The organism is Pseudoalteromonas apostichopi, from assembly GCF_030297135.1.
Lineage (GTDB): Bacteria > Pseudomonadota > Gammaproteobacteria > Enterobacterales > Alteromonadaceae > Pseudoalteromonas > Pseudoalteromonas apostichopi.
The window spans coordinates 689,966-707,797 of record NZ_AP028066.1 but is presented as its reverse complement, the minus strand read 5'-3'; the positions used below and the strand labels follow the sequence as shown (position 1 = coordinate 707,797).

19 protein-coding genes are annotated in these 17,832 nt (G+C 38.7%); 12 read left to right on the top strand and 7 right to left on the bottom strand.

The window, feature by feature from the left end:
* Positions 1 to 10 precede the first annotated feature (10 nt).
* Positions 11 to 916, bottom strand: coding sequence for a 23S rRNA (adenine(1618)-N(6))-methyltransferase RlmF (rlmF, locus tag QUE86_RS19155; RefSeq protein ID WP_286260563.1), 906 nt, complete (start codon positions 914 to 916; stop codon positions 11 to 13).
* Between the two features lie 460 nt (positions 917 to 1,376).
* Between rlmF and QUE86_RS19150 the strand changes: the two genes are divergently transcribed.
* The 3 genes from QUE86_RS19150 (at position 1,377) to QUE86_RS19140 (ending at position 3,221) form a co-directional block, all read left to right on the top strand.
* A complete protein-coding gene (locus QUE86_RS19150) occupies positions 1,377 to 1,814 on the top strand; it encodes a GNAT family N-acetyltransferase (protein ID WP_130053015.1) in 438 nt (145 codons plus the stop codon).
* A 264-nt stretch (positions 1,815 to 2,078) separates the two neighbouring features.
* On the top strand, positions 2,079 to 2,630 hold the full coding sequence (locus QUE86_RS19145; RefSeq protein WP_286260562.1) for a cytochrome b: 552 nt from the start codon (positions 2,079 to 2,081) through the stop codon (positions 2,628 to 2,630).
* 207 nt (positions 2,631 to 2,837) lie between these two features.
* Complete coding sequence (locus QUE86_RS19140) at positions 2,838 to 3,221, top strand: GFA family protein (RefSeq protein ID WP_130052489.1); 384 nt, start codon at positions 2,838 to 2,840, stop codon at positions 3,219 to 3,221.
* A 725-nt stretch (positions 3,222 to 3,946) separates the two neighbouring features.
* On the opposite strand, the gene QUE86_RS19135 is transcribed toward QUE86_RS19140, so the two are convergent.
* Positions 3,947 to 4,357 (bottom strand): helix-turn-helix domain-containing protein, encoded by a 411-nt coding sequence (locus QUE86_RS19135; protein WP_286260561.1) that lies wholly within the window; start codon positions 4,355 to 4,357, stop codon positions 3,947 to 3,949.
* Between the two features lie 673 nt (positions 4,358 to 5,030).
* On the opposite strand from QUE86_RS19135, the gene QUE86_RS19130 reads away from it, so the two are divergent.
* From QUE86_RS19130 to QUE86_RS19100, 7 genes are all read left to right on the top strand, one after another.
* Positions 5,031 to 5,474, top strand: a complete 444-nt coding sequence (locus tag QUE86_RS19130; RefSeq protein WP_286260560.1) for a hypothetical protein — start codon at positions 5,031 to 5,033, stop codon at positions 5,472 to 5,474.
* Positions 5,475 to 5,512: 38 nt separating this feature from the next.
* Positions 5,513 to 5,854, top strand: a complete 342-nt coding sequence (locus tag QUE86_RS19125; RefSeq protein ID WP_286260559.1) for a hypothetical protein — start codon at positions 5,513 to 5,515, stop codon at positions 5,852 to 5,854.
* A gap of 39 nt (positions 5,855 to 5,893) precedes the next feature.
* Entirely contained in the window at positions 5,894 to 6,442 is a 549-nt protein-coding gene (locus QUE86_RS19120) for a hypothetical protein (protein WP_286260558.1), read from the top strand.
* A gap of 84 nt (positions 6,443 to 6,526) precedes the next feature.
* Positions 6,527 to 6,790, top strand: coding sequence for a hypothetical protein (locus QUE86_RS19115; protein WP_167658960.1), 264 nt, complete (start codon positions 6,527 to 6,529; stop codon positions 6,788 to 6,790).
* Between the two features lie 38 nt (positions 6,791 to 6,828).
* A complete protein-coding gene (locus tag QUE86_RS19110; RefSeq protein WP_167658959.1) occupies positions 6,829 to 7,248 on the top strand; it encodes a GNAT family N-acetyltransferase in 420 nt (139 codons plus the stop codon).
* A 438-nt stretch (positions 7,249 to 7,686) separates the two neighbouring features.
* The gene (locus QUE86_RS19105; protein ID WP_286260557.1) at positions 7,687 to 8,124 is read left to right on the top strand and encodes a hypothetical protein; all 438 of its coding nucleotides are present in this window, start codon (positions 7,687 to 7,689) and stop codon (positions 8,122 to 8,124) included.
* A 558-nt stretch (positions 8,125 to 8,682) separates the two neighbouring features.
* The gene (locus QUE86_RS19100; RefSeq protein WP_167658938.1) at positions 8,683 to 9,585 is read left to right on the top strand and encodes an alpha/beta fold hydrolase; all 903 of its coding nucleotides are present in this window, start codon (positions 8,683 to 8,685) and stop codon (positions 9,583 to 9,585) included.
* On the opposite strand, the gene QUE86_RS19095 is transcribed toward QUE86_RS19100, so the two are convergent.
* The 3 genes from QUE86_RS19095 to QUE86_RS19085 all read right to left on the bottom strand — a co-directional run bounded on the left by QUE86_RS19095 (position 9,518) and on the right by QUE86_RS19085 (position 14,182).
* Complete coding sequence (locus QUE86_RS19095) at positions 9,518 to 11,002, bottom strand: tetratricopeptide repeat-containing sulfotransferase family protein (RefSeq protein ID WP_286260556.1); 1,485 nt, start codon at positions 11,000 to 11,002, stop codon at positions 9,518 to 9,520. The two genes, QUE86_RS19100 and QUE86_RS19095, sit on opposite strands and share 68 nt — an antisense overlap.
* 144 nt (positions 11,003 to 11,146) lie before the next feature.
* Positions 11,147 to 13,732 (bottom strand): TonB-dependent receptor plug domain-containing protein, encoded by a 2,586-nt coding sequence (locus QUE86_RS19090; protein WP_167658937.1) that lies wholly within the window; start codon positions 13,730 to 13,732, stop codon positions 11,147 to 11,149.
* Between the two features lie 294 nt (positions 13,733 to 14,026).
* On the bottom strand, positions 14,027 to 14,182 hold the full coding sequence (locus QUE86_RS19085) for an oxidoreductase-like domain-containing protein (protein WP_130052485.1): 156 nt from the start codon (positions 14,180 to 14,182) through the stop codon (positions 14,027 to 14,029).
* Between the two features lie 106 nt (positions 14,183 to 14,288).
* Here QUE86_RS19085 and QUE86_RS19080 point away from each other — a divergent pair, with 106 nt between their 5' ends.
* Both QUE86_RS19080 and QUE86_RS19075 read left to right on the top strand, forming a co-directional pair.
* Positions 14,289 to 14,699: a hypothetical protein gene (locus QUE86_RS19080; protein WP_167658935.1), complete on the top strand. Its 411-nt coding sequence runs from the start codon at positions 14,289 to 14,291 to the stop codon at positions 14,697 to 14,699.
* An 88-nt stretch (positions 14,700 to 14,787) separates the two neighbouring features.
* Complete coding sequence (locus QUE86_RS19075; RefSeq protein ID WP_286260555.1) at positions 14,788 to 16,149, top strand: leucyl aminopeptidase family protein; 1,362 nt, start codon at positions 14,788 to 14,790, stop codon at positions 16,147 to 16,149.
* A 1-nt stretch (position 16,150) separates the two neighbouring features.
* Here QUE86_RS19075 and gloA2 read toward each other — a convergent pair whose 3' ends face one another.
* Together gloA2 and QUE86_RS19065 are read right to left on the bottom strand one after the other, a co-directional pair.
* On the bottom strand, positions 16,151 to 16,537 hold the full coding sequence (gene gloA2 / locus QUE86_RS19070) for an SMU1112c/YaeR family gloxylase I-like metalloprotein (protein ID WP_130052482.1): 387 nt from the start codon (positions 16,535 to 16,537) through the stop codon (positions 16,151 to 16,153).
* 70 nt (positions 16,538 to 16,607) lie between these two features.
* On the bottom strand, positions 16,608 to 17,681 hold the full coding sequence (locus tag QUE86_RS19065) for a ketoacyl-ACP synthase III (protein WP_286260554.1): 1,074 nt from the start codon (positions 17,679 to 17,681) through the stop codon (positions 16,608 to 16,610).
* Positions 17,682 to 17,832: the final 151 nt, after the last annotated feature.

Here is a 17,832-nt window from a genome sequence, read left to right as displayed (position 1 = left end):
CTTATTATCCTTATACTAGTTCGTTAAGAATGGCTTCGCGGTCGGCTTGGTCAAAATAGCTCCAAGCAATAAAGCGACTTATTTTTTGGCCTTGTGCCATTTTTATAACTTTTACCTCTTTCACATCAAGTGTGCTAAGTAGCTTTTTTATATGCGGTAAAGTGTCAGACTTAGAAACAAGTGATGTAAACCAAATGCATTGCTCTGCAAACTCTTGGCTTTCAATACACATTTTACTGATAAATTCGCGCTCACCGCCTTCACACCAAAGCTCGTTTTGACGGCCACCAAAATTAAGCGCTTTTTGTGGCGCTTTGTTAAGGTTTTTCCATTTACGCTCAGTACCTGCTTTGGCCTGTTGCTCGCTGGCATGAAACGGTGGGTTGCATAAAGTTAGGTGGAAGACATCTTTATTCGATATCACGCCCTTAAACATTTTATCGGCGTTGTTTTGCTGCTTAACATTAATTTTCAGGCGGTTAAATTGCACAATTTGTTTAGCAATTTTAACAGACAAGGCATCAATATCTGAGCCTGTGAAGTGCCAGCCATATTCGTGATTACCAGTAAGCGGGTAAATCACATTTGCACCCGTGCCTACATCAAGTACTTTTACTTGCTTACCCGTAGGAATATGACCTTGGTTATCGCTTGCTAATAAGTCGGCTAAGTGATGAATGTAATCCACTCTGCCAGGGACCGGTGGGCAAAGGTAGTTGTCGGGTAAATCCCAAAAATCGATTTTATAATGGCTTTTTAATAACGCTTGGTTGAGGGTTTTAACCGCTAATGAATTGCTGAAATCAATGGTATCAGTGCCCGTTGGCGTTTGCGTTATATAAGGTGTTAGGGCAGGAGTATCTTTGCATAGCAAAGTAAAGTCGTAGCCATTTAAGTGGCGATTTCGCGGATGCATTAAGGAAAACCTATCTGTTAGCAATATCAAAGGTTGATTGTACCAAATAAATCTTTGCTCTGAGTTAGTTTGCGGTGGATATTTTTCTGCAGAATCAGATAGATTTTAGTGTGTAAATAGCTTCGGTTTTGAAGTTATGTATTTACTTAGATATTTATCTATATAAGCAATTACACCTGATAAGGTGCTAACTAAATATTTAATTGATATTTATAACGATAAAATGGTTAGTTCAAAGAGTGTTTTGTTTTTATGGCGTAATTAGTTAAGTTCAATTTTATGCAAGCAATAAATTATTAACCGATAGTGATACTTGAGTACTTCTTAAATGATTGAAATAGAGTATTTAAAATGCCATGTATGGACGAAGAACCAAATGCTTGAGTGGCATTTACTCTTTGTTTTTTCAGATGAACATCATATATTTGTTCTATATATGGTATTAGAATCTAAGGTAAATATGAATATTTCATTGGAAGAAATAGACAAATCGAATTACGAATCTGTTTGTGATCTGGATGTGGCAGACTCTCAAGAAGAGTATGTTGCTTGTAATATGTGGTCATTAGTTGAGTCATTTTATAATACAGGTTATACGTGCAGGGCTATTTATAGCGACAATCTACCCGTCGGCTTTTTGATGTGGGTTCAAGAATCTCCTTACAAAATTTCAATTTGGCGGTTTATGGTTGATAAGAGCTATCAGAACAAAGGGATTGGTAGGGAAGCATTAACGCAAGCAATAGATGCTATTAAACAGAGTCCCACTGTTAAAGAAATCGAAATATGTTATGACCCAAAAAACCCTGTAGCTAAAGAATTCTATTCAAGTTTTGGTTTTCAAGAGGTTGGCTTGGACGAAGAAGATGATGATATGTTAGCTATTATTAGACTTTGAATTTTAACTACAATAAATTTAACGGTAAGTTCAGCTTGCCGTTTTTCATTTCTGTTATTTATTTTTTAAAAAATACATAAGTTTTTTTTAAGGTTAGCAAAGTAGAGTGAGACACTAGGTAAAAAATAAACAAGATAATTTATAACTTGTTTATGTTTCAGATCATTAAAGTAACAATGATTGAACGCTACACTAAATCCACGAATTTCAAACGCATATAAACTATGTACTACTGTGAATGCGTTTCTGTACAAACGAGGCATTATGAATTTTAAAAATACAACAACTCATTACAGTACTATTTCAATTGCCTTACACTGGCTTATGTTTATTTTAATTGTGACGGTTTTCGCTAGTATTGAGCTACGTGAATTATTTGATAAAGGTACTGAAACCCGCGATGCTTTTAAAATGTGGCACTTTATGTTGGGCTTATCAGTTTTAGCTTTAGTCGTTGTGAGGATAGTTATGCGTGTATTGGCAGGTCCGATACCCGCAATACAGCCTACGCCTGCTAAATGGCAAGATGCTTTAGCTAAATTAGTACACATTGCGCTTTATGTGTTTATGTTGGCGATGCCAATAGCAGGCTGGTTAATATTGAGTATGTCAGGAAAACCAGTGCCATTTTTCGGTATAGAGCTTCCTGCATTAGCAAGTGAAAACAAAGAGTTGGGTAAGTCTATAAAAGAAATACATGAAACAGTCGGCGAGTTAGGTTATTACTTAATCGGCTTTCATGCCGCGGCTGCATTGTTTCACCATTATATTTTGGCAGATAACACCTTTAAACGTATGTTACGTCCTAAAAAGTAGATACAAGAAAAAAGCTTCTAACCCAAAATAAACTCGGGAAAAGTGCATAAAATGAATTGAAGAGAATTTTATTGGTAAATGAGATAGGTGACGGGGCCGAACAGATTATTTTTACCATACTTAAAATATGCGAATAAGGGTGAAATAAAGCATATCAAATTTAATTCCCAACTCTAAATTTTGTAGTGTCAGAAGGGAGGTAGCAATATGGAAATAAAAAGAGTACACAATGCTAAATGTCATTGTGGCACCGTTGAGTTAGAGCTGATTATGCCTCATGGTTTAGAAGACCCGCGTCGTTGTTCATGTTCCATGTGTCGTAAGCGTGGAGCAATTGCTGCTTCTGTTTTGCTTGAAAACCTGAAAATTATTAAAGGCGAAGATAACTTAACCCTCTATCAATTTAACACCATGGCAGCAAAACACTATTTTTGTAAAACATGTGGAATATATACTCATCATCAAAGGCGTTCTAACCCTCATCAATTTGCAATCAATGTTGCTTGTCTTGATGGTGTTAACCCCTATGATTTAGAGCCAGTTAAAATATACGATGGAATCCATCATCCAAAGGATGAAGTTATCTTATAAATTAAAATATTAGCGAGTATTTTATAAAGCGTTATGCTCGGTTTGCCATTTGGATTGCTTCAAATTTAGTAATGGCGGCAAATTGAGTTAGGCTTGATATCGGCGCTTTAGAAAAGCGCCGTAAGTTTTAACAACAATGGTTACTTTAGCCCTTTCATACGTCAAAACGGTTCCTTGATTATCATTTCATGGCGATTGCCACATAATTTGAGAATCTCAGGCAGCTACTATTATTTGGATTCAAAGAGTTGAAGATTCGAGGAAATAAGAAATTGCCACTCAATTTGAGATCCCTTATAAAATTGGCGTTCAAAATGAGATTAATAAAACACTAACCATCTGGGGTTACTGAGCCTGTAGCGGTGTTGTACTCGATTATTGAACTTGTATGCTACATATGAAGCCAGTTACTGGTCAAGTGGTTTGTAGCGCACATAAACAGGTGAAGTGGCCCAAAAATTGGGCTTTGGTGGCGGTGATTTTGACTGGCTACCGAATCATAGTTAATGATGTACCTCAAATTCAACAGATACACAAAGGCTGTATACCTTTATTGTTTGGGGGATTTGAGTAATTAACACTTTCACTTGTCAAGTAGTAGTCGCATGTGCGCTCTGGAGAGTTATAGAAATTATTACACTCGAAGGTTGGTTTATACTTAAACTTTCACGAGAGGAAGATATACACTTATACAAAGTTTTTTATTTAAGTATCGTGACACATCATTATTCATTTATATCACCTTCATCATTGAACATTGAGTCTATTTCTTTGTTTAGCATCGTAAAGTCTGTGGTGATTCGAGGTAAATTTGACCTGACGATAGTTGATGTTGCAGGTTTTCCACTTGCTTGGTTATTTGAAGCAAATGGATCTTGTAGCGAGTCATTTTCTTCAAAATTAGTAGGCCAAGTACTGTCAATGTTATCCCATCCGCTTTTACCCGGCGTGATGCTTAATTCTAAATTTAATAGTGATAAATATTTAAGAAGATACTTAATTCCACCATCAAAGATGCCATTTTCCATTTGTGATATTTGTCTACGGCCAATATTAAGAACTTCTGACACTTTTTCTTGAGTAAGTCCTTTCGATTTACGTGCGTTTTTTAATTTTTCACCGTCATACAGTTTCATAGGAGCACCTATAACGCTTCTTTCTTGTTACTATATCATAACAAGGTATGGATTAAGTTACTATATAGTATCATTTCACCATTTTGTTATTATATAGTAAAGAAAGGTTTTTTGATGCATGTTAAACGTACGACTTTAATAGTTTGAATAACTTGAGGCAGCTTTGAGCGAAGCAAGCATTCAAAGGCTAATGTATAAATAAGCAATTCTCCTTATGCAATTTAAGTGGCTTCTCGTAATGTTATTATATCCAATCTCGAATGAGTAAACGCTCGGTTGTAGCGTAGCCTAAACAAGCCATCTGATGCGCAGTTTGCAGAAATCGCATAACAAGGTTGAATATTGAGCGTTAAATGCACAAAATGTAAGTCAACAGTTAATCCTATCGAGATTAAAGCTCCAATGGGAAATTATTCCTCATTTGCATGTCCTATGTGCAATTCTGAAATTTCTTCAGGGCGTCATAAAGGACTATTTGCATTAATTGGAATTGGTCTGATTGTATGGTTTATTCTATATATTTATTATCAATTCAAATAGGTATCAGGTAGTTGTAATATAACAAGCTGTTCAAGGCGGGACTGCAAAAGTTTGGCTCGGTTTCGCTTCGCTACACATTATAGCCAAACATTAACGGCCCCCTTAACGAGGGCGTAATACACATAGGGTAAGCATGCGATTTGTTCTAGTTTCTATACTTCTTTTTCTATCTCCTTATATACAGGCTTGTGGAGATGAGCATAAAACAGAGCATACTCCATTCGCGAATAGCAATGGAAATTCAAGTAATTTAGACAGCTATGAAATCTTTGCGCCGAAAAAAGACGGTGAATATTTTTTAACCTCTATTTATCTTCATAAAAAAGATGAATTATATATTAGCCTAGACTTTCAGCCTGCTTTTACGTATCCCCATCATCATCAGGCGTTTATTGATGTAAGTGCAAAACTGGTTGATGAATATGAAATATATTTCAACTATTCTACGACAAAAGATGGTGGTTTAGTTATGTGTGGAGGTAATGTGGTTAAGACCTTGATCAAACAACTCTTGAGTAAGAAAAAGGCTAAAGAGGTAATTCCTCCTCCGCCGGTAGAACCTCCTTCTAATAAATAATATTTGTATAACAAAGCGTTATGTGCTCCGGTAGAAATATGGATAACCTGAAAAATTCGATTATGGCACTTGCTGCATCAGCAAAAGTCCAAGAGGCACTTTATCCAAGTTTCGCGGCTGTTGGTGATGAGTTGGTTCTTGAGTTTGGTGAATGCTTAGACAAATTGAAAGTTAGCGACTTAACACTTGAACAAGCAGCATCTATTGAAGCGTTAGATGTTTTCATTATTCAGAATTCAGGTATGGAATTCTCAGCCATGTACCTTGAAAATAGAGCTCTATATGAAAATCCTAATTGGGATGAAATTAGGTCGCTTGCTAAGCTAGTTGCTAAAGAAATGGGTTGGTCACTAACCGAACCAGTCAAACAAAAGCATTGAATTGTAACTGGTTAGCTGAGAGCACATAAAAACGCATTAATGAATGGACGCTTACGCTTGGCTGGCGCTCGTTCCTCGCTGATTTTAGCCAAGCATAATCCACCCATTATGCGGGCGTTTATATTGCAGGGAAGTATGATTAGACTTTTGGCTCTATTATTTTTGATTCTACCGTGGTGCTCAGTTGCTACTGCTGATATGGTATTTATTTCCGAGAAAATAATTACGCCTGAGCAAGCGAGTGAATTCGGTATCCACAGGCTAACCGCTGGCAATGACCCGAGCTGGAACGTATTAGTTTATCCTTCTAAAAGCGCTAATAATGAGCCAGTCACAGAAGCATCAATGACATTTACTATTAAAGAAAAAGAAGTAGCATTGGTACTTCCTAAAATCAGTAATTTTGAACAGTCTAGTTTCAAACGTTCAGATGTCGTTTTAGATACCAACTCAGATGTTGCTGTAAGTTTCGCAGTTACATATGGCTCTCAACGCTTGATACTAGTTAATATTACCCACTTAAAATCAAGAGATTATGAAACGTTTGCAATGCAATATAACAAACGCCTTATCTCTGAAAATGATTAGTTGTCATGGTTTTGGAAAACAATACAAAAAGCCATGCCAACACATTTCTTGTTAAGCAGGCGTTATACATATAAAGGATTCAACTTGGTAAATATTGAAAGTACGGCAGGAATTGTTGCAACAGTAACATTATTAATACTGTTTATGTTCTTTGCTGCCAATCTAGGAATGATCGTTTTAGAGCAAAAAATATCCACAGGCAGCCTACAAGCATTTAGCTCAGGTTTGGCGAAGATGCTCAATAAAAGTGACAATCCTAATAGTTACAAGCAAGCGAGGGTTTACTTGGTTGGAAGTGCTCTATCATTTTTTGCATTCATGGCTCTTTTGGAGTTTGGCTATGCATAACAAACACACCAATGAATGGGCGGATTAAGGACAACGGAATGTCACCATCGGAAATTTTTTTAGAAGAAAGACCACCCATGGCTGAGGAATTATCCTCACTTCGAGCTGCTGTCGGATGGACTAATCCTGAGCTGTCAATTATAGAAAGCAGCATCAATTCTTCATTGTTTTGGGTTTCAATATTTCAGAGTGATCGACTCATTGCATGCGGTCGTGTTATCGGTGATGGTTTCATGTACTTTTATGTTCAAGATGTCATTGTACATCCTGAATTTCAAAAGCTTGGTTTAGGCTCAAAAATCATGCAGTCTATAAACGGTTTTCTGTCGTCAAATTGCCATTCTGGCTCAACTGTTGGATTATTGGCGGCAAAAGGGAAAGAAGATTTTTATCTCAAGCATGGTTTCGCATTGAGAAATGGTAAAGATCTAGGTTTAGGCATGTGTAGGTTTATTTAGTTACAATCCTAACAAACCGCTGTAGTCAGCCGCAAGTTTCCTGAGACAATAACACATGGGCTCAGTCGTTTCGCTCCAATTTCAGCCCATGTGTTATTGCCCCTAAGCGGAGCGTTACGAATTACAGTTGTTGGCACACAACAGCCCTTCGTTTCAACTCGCCTTTGCCCCAAAACAAGTTAGAGTAATTTTTAAATGATTGCTTTGAGCAATCAAGATACGGTCCAAGACGTTTAATGCTATTGACTCTATTCTACAAAGCGAATGTTCCGCTAACGTATTTTCTTTTTCTGAATACCTTAGTGTCAATAAAAATATTATAGTTGGCAATGCATTATGTTATTTGTTAATAATAGATTTATTAATACATGCGCGCAACATCGGCAGAAAGATGCGCGACGAGCGCACTATAAAATTGTTATATGTCTAGGGTAAGATTTGCGCATTAATTTTCCAAAGTTGAAACCGAATAAGTGGACATTGTTTAATTTAATTGTGGTGTTAGTTCTCGCCACTGCTTTTTATTACTTGGGGAAATTCACAGTAATAAGCTCGCTTCTGCTAGGTTTGTGTTGTGTTTTATTTGCTATCACTCTATTAGTTTTGAAACGGTGGAAAGCTTATATTAATTTCTTAAAGCAAGTTGGTGAAGAAATTGACCGTGATAGGTTTTATAAAGGTGGACATACGCTATCGATGGTTCCATTTGAAAAGTTACAAATAGCCGTTCATGCTCGTATGGATGACTCTGCTTTATTGATCAAAAAGGCAAATTGTTACATTGCAATTAACTTTGAGGATATTGATTCATTTGAACCAACAGAATATTTTGGACAGCCTGTCGCAAAAGTTGTTTTGGTCGGACGTCGGACATAAAGACTTGGTATACCCTCTTTATGTGCCATGGTCTGAAGAAATGGCACAACATAAAATTTTTGAATAAGGCATATAACAAGGCCATTATGGCAATAGGACGCAAAACGCTTGGCTTGCGCTCATTCTTCGCTGATTTTAGCCAAGCATTTGTGCGCCCCATATGGCGGCGTTACCAAATAAATACTCTAAAACGTTTTTGTCCAGATATTTATCATGCTCAACGTCTGTTCACACTCAATGATAAACTTAAGACCACGAATGGCAAAAGGCTGTCTCCTCCATATATGTTAATTACGTAACATAGAAATCATCAAACAAACTTTTTCAGCACCATTTCATAGCTTTTCGTTAGTGATCATTTAGCCAAAGGCTCCTGCAAGTCGAACTTCTAACATCAATGTAAAATGGCTCTGCATTGGTGTTATTCTTTAATGAAATCTCATCGTGCCTGAGATTCTCATTTTGAATGGCAATCGCCAAGCCAAAACTTGCTTTGCTAAATAGACTGGCGTACCTTAATACTGGTACGATGAGTCTATAAGAATAAAAAGGTCAAACGTGACGATTAAACAAGAATCAGTATTTATCAAACTCGCTGAGAACCAAACTTTACATTTACGCCGTATTAGCAAAACTGATGCGAAGGGCCCTGCGGTGTTTTTTATGCATGGTGCCGTTGAAAATGGCAAAATCTTTTACACTCACAGCAATAAAGGCTTAGCCCCTTTTTTAGCTGAGCATGGTTATACTTGCTATGTGGCTGATTTACGTGGTCGTGGTGAAAGTAAACCCGCGATCTCGAAACATGCAAAGTATGGTCAAACCGAGGCTATTTTAGAAGATATCCCTGCATTTTTAGATAAAATTAAGCAGCTTGAAGGCGAGCCTGCGCGTTATTGGGTGGCGCACTCATGGGGTGGGGTGTTAATGAACAGTGTGTTTGCCCGTTTTCCTGAGTTGATTGATGATGTGAAAGCCTGCGGCTATTTTGGTTCTAAACGGTCTTTGTATAATCATCATCCGAGTAAGTATATTCAAGGTAATTTAATTTGGTATGGCTTGGCACCCTTAGTTGCCCGTAAGCATGGCTTTGTGCCGGCTAAAAAGCTGAAGTGGGGCAGTGATGATGAAACCCGTAAATCACATTATCAAAGTATGCAGTGGGCTAAGCGTAAACCTTGGGTCGATACTGACGATGGCTTTGATTACGCCAACGCATTAGCTGATAAGGCATTACCACCCATTATGCATGTTGCGGGTATTAAAGATAAAGCGCTATGCCAGCCTATTGATATTGAAAAGTTTATGGAAGAGTCGGGCATCGGCAAGCAAACGATGACCATTTATGGCCGTAAGTTTGGCCATAAGGTCGATTATGATCACATAAATATGCTTACTCACCCACAGGCGCGTTTTGATCAGTTTGTTGATTTGCTGAATTGGTTTGAGACTCACGCATAAGCGTGTGCATTGCGCTCTCGTAGCGTTTGTATTTCTCTAATGCTTTATCACTTAACGGCTGCCTTACAGCCGTTTTACTGAGCGTTGCCACCGGTTTTTTTGACTTATAAAAATTTAAAAACTGCTTGCTGTACTCAATGTTTAAGAATTTACACAGCGCTGTTAGTGTTTGTTCGCTGTCGCTGACAAGTGCTTCATAGCTTAAATCAAAAATTGCTTCTGGCATTACGTTTTGCCAATGTTCCATTAACTGCTGATACAAATCAAAATACTGTTTAAACTCTGGGAGAGAACAAAAGTAAGGTTCGTTTTCAGCAAAATAGTTGCTAAACACCGACCAAGCAATTGCATCATACTCTCGCTGCATATTAATAAATTTGGCATTAGGAAAGAGTAAGTAAATCAAACCAAGTGACTGATAGTTCGCAGGCAGCTTATTGATCATAAAGGGCCGCACAACTGGCGCTTGTTTTATTCGTTCAATATAAATATTACGGGCATTGTTAATTAGCCCTTGGTTTAGCTCTGCTAAGCAATCTGGGTAGGGGAGCTGTGTTTGTTGTTCAAGATATGCAACAACCTGATTACTGATACTGGCATCTTCACCTAAGCTTGCAAAATCATCATTGCTTGCCAACATTTGTTCTACTAGCGTTGAGCCACTTCTTGGCATACCAATAATAAATATGGGTGTAATGGTGCCTGTGAATGATTTGTCTCTAGCATCTATTAGCTCTTCGGTATTTTGCTCTATTATACGCTGATAAAAAGGCACTAAGTCACTGGTTTTAAACTGAGTAAGTTTTATTTGTAATCTATTTGCTAGGCTGAAGTAGTTAAAGGCTTGCTCTGTATCATTGAGCTGGTCATAACTTTTACCTAGCGCATAATAACACACCATTTTTAAACGTAGGTTATTAGTCAATGTTAAAAATTGATGTAGCTCATTTATGTAATTATGTTCGTTATTAAAGCGGCCAAACTGTACTAATTCAAATAATATGTACGCCGTAACTGGGTAATTTCCCATACTGAGAGCATGCTTTAAAATGCGATAAGCTTTGTCTAACTCACCATAGGTTAAATAATGCTGGGCGAGGTAATAATGCGGTTCAGGATTATGGCTAGCAATTGATTTAGCATATTCAAGTACAGTTAACGCATCTTGCGGTGAATGCACACCATTGAAGGCATCCGCAAGAGCATGTAAAGGTTCAAGCATATGAGGTAGGCGCTCACAGGCTCTTTGTAAAAGGTAAACCGCGGCATCATAACGCTCTAATCGCAGCGCAATGCGGCCTAATCCAAATAACGCTTCGCCATTTTCAGGAGCTGAATCGAGAATGGTTTTAAAATGAAACTCAGCCTCTTTTAGCTTGTTTTCATTTAGTAGTTGATTCGCTTTCTGTAACAGCATAGTAATAGCGGGTTATTTGTTATTTTTATTTACTATAAAACGAAAAAGGCGAAATGTCTTTCGCCTTGGTTAACTATAAATATCCAGAATATATCCGGGGTATCGACTTTCTAGGTTGATTGCTCAACCTAGAAAGCACTTCTATTAGAAAGTATATGTCGCTTTCACGTAATAGAAGCCACCGTTAATACCATATGGTGAAGTCTCGTAGTATTTACCACCCCAGTTGTTGTTTGGGATACCTGTACTATCGAAGAAATCAAGTTTCTCTGCTTCTTGGTCGAATAAGTTTGTCGCACCTACAGAGAAGCTAAGCTCTTCAGTTAGGAAGTAAGTAACTTCTGCATCAATTGTTACTGCAGCATCAGCTGTTTTGGCTGTTGCATCGTAATCTACGTGAACGCCTTGGTATTCGCCATAGTAGTTAACACGTGTAAACGCCGAGAAGTTCTCCCATTGTTGTGCCCAGCTAAGCGTTGCACGGTGGTTTGGTAAGTCATTTTCTAGACGGCTTACTTTAAATTCACCTGTAATTGGGCTCGACTTAGTTACTTCGGTGTCGTTCCAGTTGTACGCTAAGCTAAATGTTGAGCTACCACCTAACAATTCAGTTGAATAGTTAGCAACCGCATCTACACCTTGTGTCGTTGTGTCAAAGTCATTTGTGAAGAAGCTAACTTGCGCTAAGTTTTGTACATTAGGTACACCAGCTGCTTCAAGTGTGTCTTTGTCTGCTTGGCTTAACTCAATTTTATCTGATTGACTGATACGGTCATCAACTTGAATGTTGTAGTAGTCAATGGTGAAGAATAAGTCGCCAAGGGTCCATACTGCACCAAATGTGTAGCTTTGTGACTCTTCAGGTTGTAACTCTGTACCACCTAGTTGCACAGCAATTGGGTTTGTTGGTGGTAAAAGAGCCGAGTCAACTAGAACACCGCTGCTTAAGTTAGTTTGAACGTTACTTACGTTTGCTTGACCAACCGTTGGCGCACGAAAACCTGTACTGATTGAACCACGAATGTTCAAGTCTTCAGTTAAGTGATATTGACCAGTTAATTTGTAGTTAGTTGTCGAACCAAATGTGTCGTAGTCTTCATAGCGCAGTGCTAAGCCCATTAAGAAGTCTTCTGTAAATGGTGCTTCAACATCAACATATGCTGCATAGTTACGGCGAGTATATTCGCCAGCATCAGATGGTTTGAAACCAGGGAAACCGTTCGAGCCGATACCAAAACCTTGTTGAGTTAATGGACCCGCTGTAAAAGATGCCACATCACCAGCGACAACAGTGAAGGTTTCTTCATGCCATTCAAGACCACCAGCAACGTTAACGTCGTAGGCTAAACCAAAGTCAAAACCTTTTGATAAATCAGCGTTGAAGTTTTTCTCTAACTGAGAATATTTACCAGGGCTAAAGTCACGAGGGCTTTCTGGGCCTAATGACGCGTTGATAGTGTCATAGATGAAATAACGCGATTCGTTGTAACCAACTGTACCGCTTAAGTCATAGTAAGCACCTGCAAGGAAACCATCTGAGATTTCACCTTTAGTACCAATTGTTAAAGCAGTATCTGTAATATTACCACCGAAGTTAGGTGTAAAACCGCCTGGTAGCATTTCGTTAAACGCAAAACAGTCTGGGTTGTTAGCAACTAGATCAATGTATCTTTGGTTATCTAAAACGTTATCATCAATCATGATATCGGTAGGACAGTTACCGCTCATATCGCCTGTTAAATCACCAACAAGGAGTGTTTCACCGCCGTCATTTGAGTAAACACCTGGACGAGTGTGTGGGTTACGATAGTAGAAACCACCTCGTACATCACGCTCAGAGTAGTTACCAAACATATAGAATTCAGATGAATTGCTTAATTCAAGGCCAATGTTACCAAAGATTGAAATATCGTCATCGACTTCAGGTGCACCCCAAACTTGAGCAAGAGAAGAAACTTCTGGCACGCCTGCAGCGTTAAGTGCTGCTGCATCAGGACGTTGCACTGAGCGACTTGTAGCATCCGCAGTTTTATATTGGAAGCTTAAGTTAGCAAAACCGCTATCAGTAAATGGAAGACCCACATTACCTGAAATTTGTGTTGTGTCGCCATCACCTTCGTAGTATTCACCCTTACGGATTTCGAAAGAACCGCCTTCAGAGGCATCTTTTAAAACAAAGTTCATTACACCTGCGATTGCATCAGAGCCGTACTGAGCTGCAGCACCGTCACGAAGTACTTCTACTTGTTTTAGAGCAATACTTGGAATAACTGAGATATCGGCACCTTGAGCACCATCGTTGATACCACCACCCAAGAATGCGATAACAGATGCACGGTGACGACGTTTACCATTAACAAGCACTAAAGTGCTGTCTGATGGAAGGCCACGAAGGTTAGCTGGACGTACAAGTGACGCAGCATCACTAATTGGGTTTTGGTGAACGTTAAAAGAAGGAACAGAGCCTTTTAAAAGCTCTAGCATGTCAGTGTTGCCACCTTTATCTAGCTCTTCACCACCAATGATATCAATTGGTACAGGTGAATCACCAATTGAACGTGGTGCTGAACGAGTACCTACTACGGCAATTTTTTCTACATTTTTGTTAACTTTAGTTTCTTCAGCTGCTTGTTCTGCTGCAACAACCGAACCCGACACAAACAGGCCTGCTGTTGTTGTCGCTAAAGCAAATTTAATTGCTTGTTGTAGCGCATTATTTTTGAATTTCATTCTGACTTCCCCAGTTAGAATATTTGTGATTATGTCACCGAAGCTAAATGTTAAACTCGGTGTAAATCTCTTATACATCCTGTAAATTTATTTTGCAAATTGTTAATGTTATGTTGTTTGTTGGTTTTTTTGTGATTGTTTATTGCTCGTTTTTTGATTATGTCTATGAAATTAATGGGGATAATTTATTCCTTATTTTTCTTGTTCATGTAAGAAAATATATAAAATATCTAAAAATATTTTAAAAAAGGAATTTTTTGAGTGAATTTTAAGCAGGTTTGGGTATGGAGTAGTCTATTGAGCTTGTTGCGGATTGCTGTTTAATTGCCACTGTTTTAATTTTTCTCGGTATTCATCCCATACACAGGGACAACAGCTACCACCACCACAACATTCATCTGGGGCTGGCTTTTGGGGTTTGGGCTCAGCCTGTTGTTTGGGTGTGTTCATTTTTAATACTGAAAAATAATTAGGACTAGAGTTTTAAGAATAAAACAAAACCTAATATAAGTAAATTATACTTTGTGAACGTCGCCTGCTGTGTGAAAATAACATAATGCGATTATATAAAGTTATTCATAGAGCCCCGTTCCGAGTGGCTAAAATTACCAAAAAGCGTCAGACCCTACGTTTTAAGCGTGCTATGGTAGCACTTAAAATCGCACTTGCCCAAGAAAAGCAAGAAACAAAAGAGATGCTTCATATCTATAGACGATACACCCAAGGGCAAGCTACTAAAGAAGAATTGCATACTGCTAATGATCAATTCTTAGATATTTTGAAAGGACTTGGCTTAGGGGTATTTGCTGTATTGCCCTTTGCACCTATTACGATTCCTTTGGTTGTAAAACTGGGTCAATGGGTTGGTGTTGATGTTCTACCAAGCTCTTTTAATATCAATAAGTCGATTAAAGAGCTTGATCAACAAGTAGAAAAAGAAGAAAAAGAGAACCAAAACAAAGACTGATTAGGTTTTGATTATCTAATTTTGCCTATACCTTTTGTACCAAGATATTGGTATGCTTAAATACCTTTTCTTTATATCGAGTCGTTTAATGAGTTCATTAATTCGCCATTCTTCTACGGGAATTCCCCTGTCATTTATCGCTAAAGCTGACCTATCAACCTGGTTAACCGAGCAGCCGCAAGCCTTACAAAATTGGCTAACAAATTGTGATTTCAAAAACAAAGGCATGGCCTTAATTGCTGATAGTGAATCGGGTTCACTTGAGCATGTGTATTGCTTAGTTAATGATTTGCAGGACTTTTGGTTGGCAGGTGACTTATCAACTAAACTGCCTGCAGGCTGTTATCAAATTCAAGGTGATGGCAAATTTGTAGAACACGTAGCGCTGGGTTTTGTGTTAGGTGGTTACGAGTTTAGTGAATATAAAGAAAAACCATCGCCACGTGCCACACTAGCTATTAAAGATGAAAGCTTAGTTAAGCGTTTATCGCAGCATGCAAGTGCAATTAATTTAGTACGTGATTTAGTTAATACGCCTGCTGCAGATATGATGCCGCAACACCTATCACAAGTGATGGCTGATTTAGCCGACACCTTTGACGGTGAGTTTAGCGAATGGGTTGGTGATGAATTGTTAGAGCAAAATTACCCAACAATTCATATGGTTGGACGTGCATCTGAGAATAAGCCTCGTTTACTTGATTTACGTTGGGGCGCAAAAGATGCTCCGCAAATTACCTTAGTAGGTAAAGGTGTGTGTTTTGATTCTGGCGGTTTAGATCTCAAACCAAGTTCAGGTATGCGTAATATGAAAAAAGACATGGGTGGTGCCGCGCATGTTATTGGTCTTGCGCAGTTAATTATGGCTGCCAATTTACCAATTCGCTTACGTGTATTGGTACCTGCTGTTGAAAATGCGGTTTCTCGAAATGCATTTAGACCTGGTGATGTGATCAAAACACGTAAAGGGATCACAGTAGAAATTGATAACACCGATGCTGAAGGTCGTTTGGTTCTGTGTGATGCACTTGCTGAAGCACAAAACGATAACCCAGATCTTATTGTTGATTTTGCAACCCTTACCGGAGCTTGTCGTGTAGCCCTAGGTACTGAATTACCAGGCTTTTTCGCAAATAACCGTGAAGTGGCTAACAAATTGATGGATGCAGGCGAAAGCTGCCATGATCCTGTTTGGCAACTGCCGTTATTTGATCAATACAAGCCATTATTAAAAAGTGATGTAGCTGATATTGCTAACTGTGCGTCGACTCCATTTGGTGGTGCGATCACTGCAGCGCTTTATTTAAAAGAGTTCATTGAGCCAAGCACCCCTTGGGTCCACTTTGATGTAATGGCTTGGAACTTACGTGCATTACCAGGTCGTCCGACTGGTGGTGAGGCACTGGGTATTCGCGCTGTATTTAACTATCTACAAGACCGTTTCCAATAAATTAGAGCTGATATAACTCTAATGGTAAATCATCGGGATCAGCAAAAAACGTAAATTGCTTCCCGGTGATTTCATCCACTCTTATTTCTTCAACCTTGATACCTTTTTCTTCTAAATAGAGTTTAGATTTTGTAATATCAGCAACATTAAACGCTAAATGGCGAAGTCCTTGTGCTTCTGGGTAACTTGGTCTTTTAGGGGCTGCGGGAAACGAAAATAGCTCCAGTTGACTGCCATCTGGTAGTGCTAGATCTAGTTTATAAGAGTCACGTTCAGCGCGGTATAGTTCGTTAATTACTGGAAGTTTTAATATTTCACTATAAAAGTGCTTCGACCTCTCGTAGTTGCTACAGATGATTGCAGCGTGGTGTATACCTAATAGTTCCATATTTGATGCCATTATATCCATAAAAAAAACGCGGACTAAGCCGCGCTTTTCTATTAATGAGTGCAGCTTTTTATTCTGCCGCTTTACATGCCGCAACAGCCGGTGCAACAAGTTCAAGACCTGTTTTATCACACTCAGGTAGAGCTGCATCAGATACCGCAATTGGTGTCACGCGCTCGCCCCATTTAATGTAACTTGCCGCCCACGTTAAGCCTGCACCAAATGCTGCTGACATAATATTTGAGTTTGGCTTGATTAGGCCTTGCTCAACAGCTTCACAAATTGCAATCGCAATTGTAGCAGCAGAAGTATTACCATAGTCGGCAATGTTCACCATTACTTTTTCGTCAGCTACTTTCAAGCGTTGTTGAATGGCTTGAATAATACGTAAATTAGCTTGGTGAGGAACTAATACATCAATATCATCAAGCTCTAACTGTGCTTGGTTTAGCACGTCATCACAGGCTTCACTCATACCTTTAACTGCACGTTTGAAGATTTCACGTCCTTCGAATAATAAATTAGACGGACCAATTGGTTCGTATTTATTTAAGTCGCTACCAAAGTTTTCGATATGCAAAATATCACGATCTTCACTGTCACAACCTGTTTTCGTTGCGAGTAAACCTGATGGTGTATCTGAGGCTTCTAATACAACTGCACCCGCACCATCACCAAATAATACAGCACTGTCGCGACGAGCCCAGTTGATGTACCAAGTCATGCGTTCAGCTGCAATTACTACGGCTTTTTTGATCATACCTGAACGAATTTGTGCTGTAGCAGCTTGTAATGCATATAAAAAGCCTGAACATGCAGCATTAGTGTCCATTGCTGCTGCGCCTACCGCACCAATGTTTTTTTGCACTAAAGACGCCGTATTTGCCACCATAGTTGATGGTGTACAAGTCGCAAGAATCACAAGGTCAATGTCTTTACCTTCAACACCTGCACATGCAAGCGCGTGTTTTGCTGCGACAGTTGCTAAATCGGCAGTAGAGACATGGCTGACACGGCGAGATTTGATGCCTGTACGTGTTGTTATCCATTCATCATTGGTATCAACAATATTGCTAATTTCATCATTGCTGATGCTTGCTGGTGGTATACATTTACCCCAGCCAGTAATTTGGGCATAAGACATAATGTGTTCTCTTTATGTGGTCAGACTTGTTAAATTTTTCCGAAGTTATATCAAAAATCACTTGTTAACACTAGTTCATTGCTGCGCTACGTCGTAAATAATGGCATTTACTCAGCATTTAAGTTAAACCTAGTATAAAAAAGAGGCGATT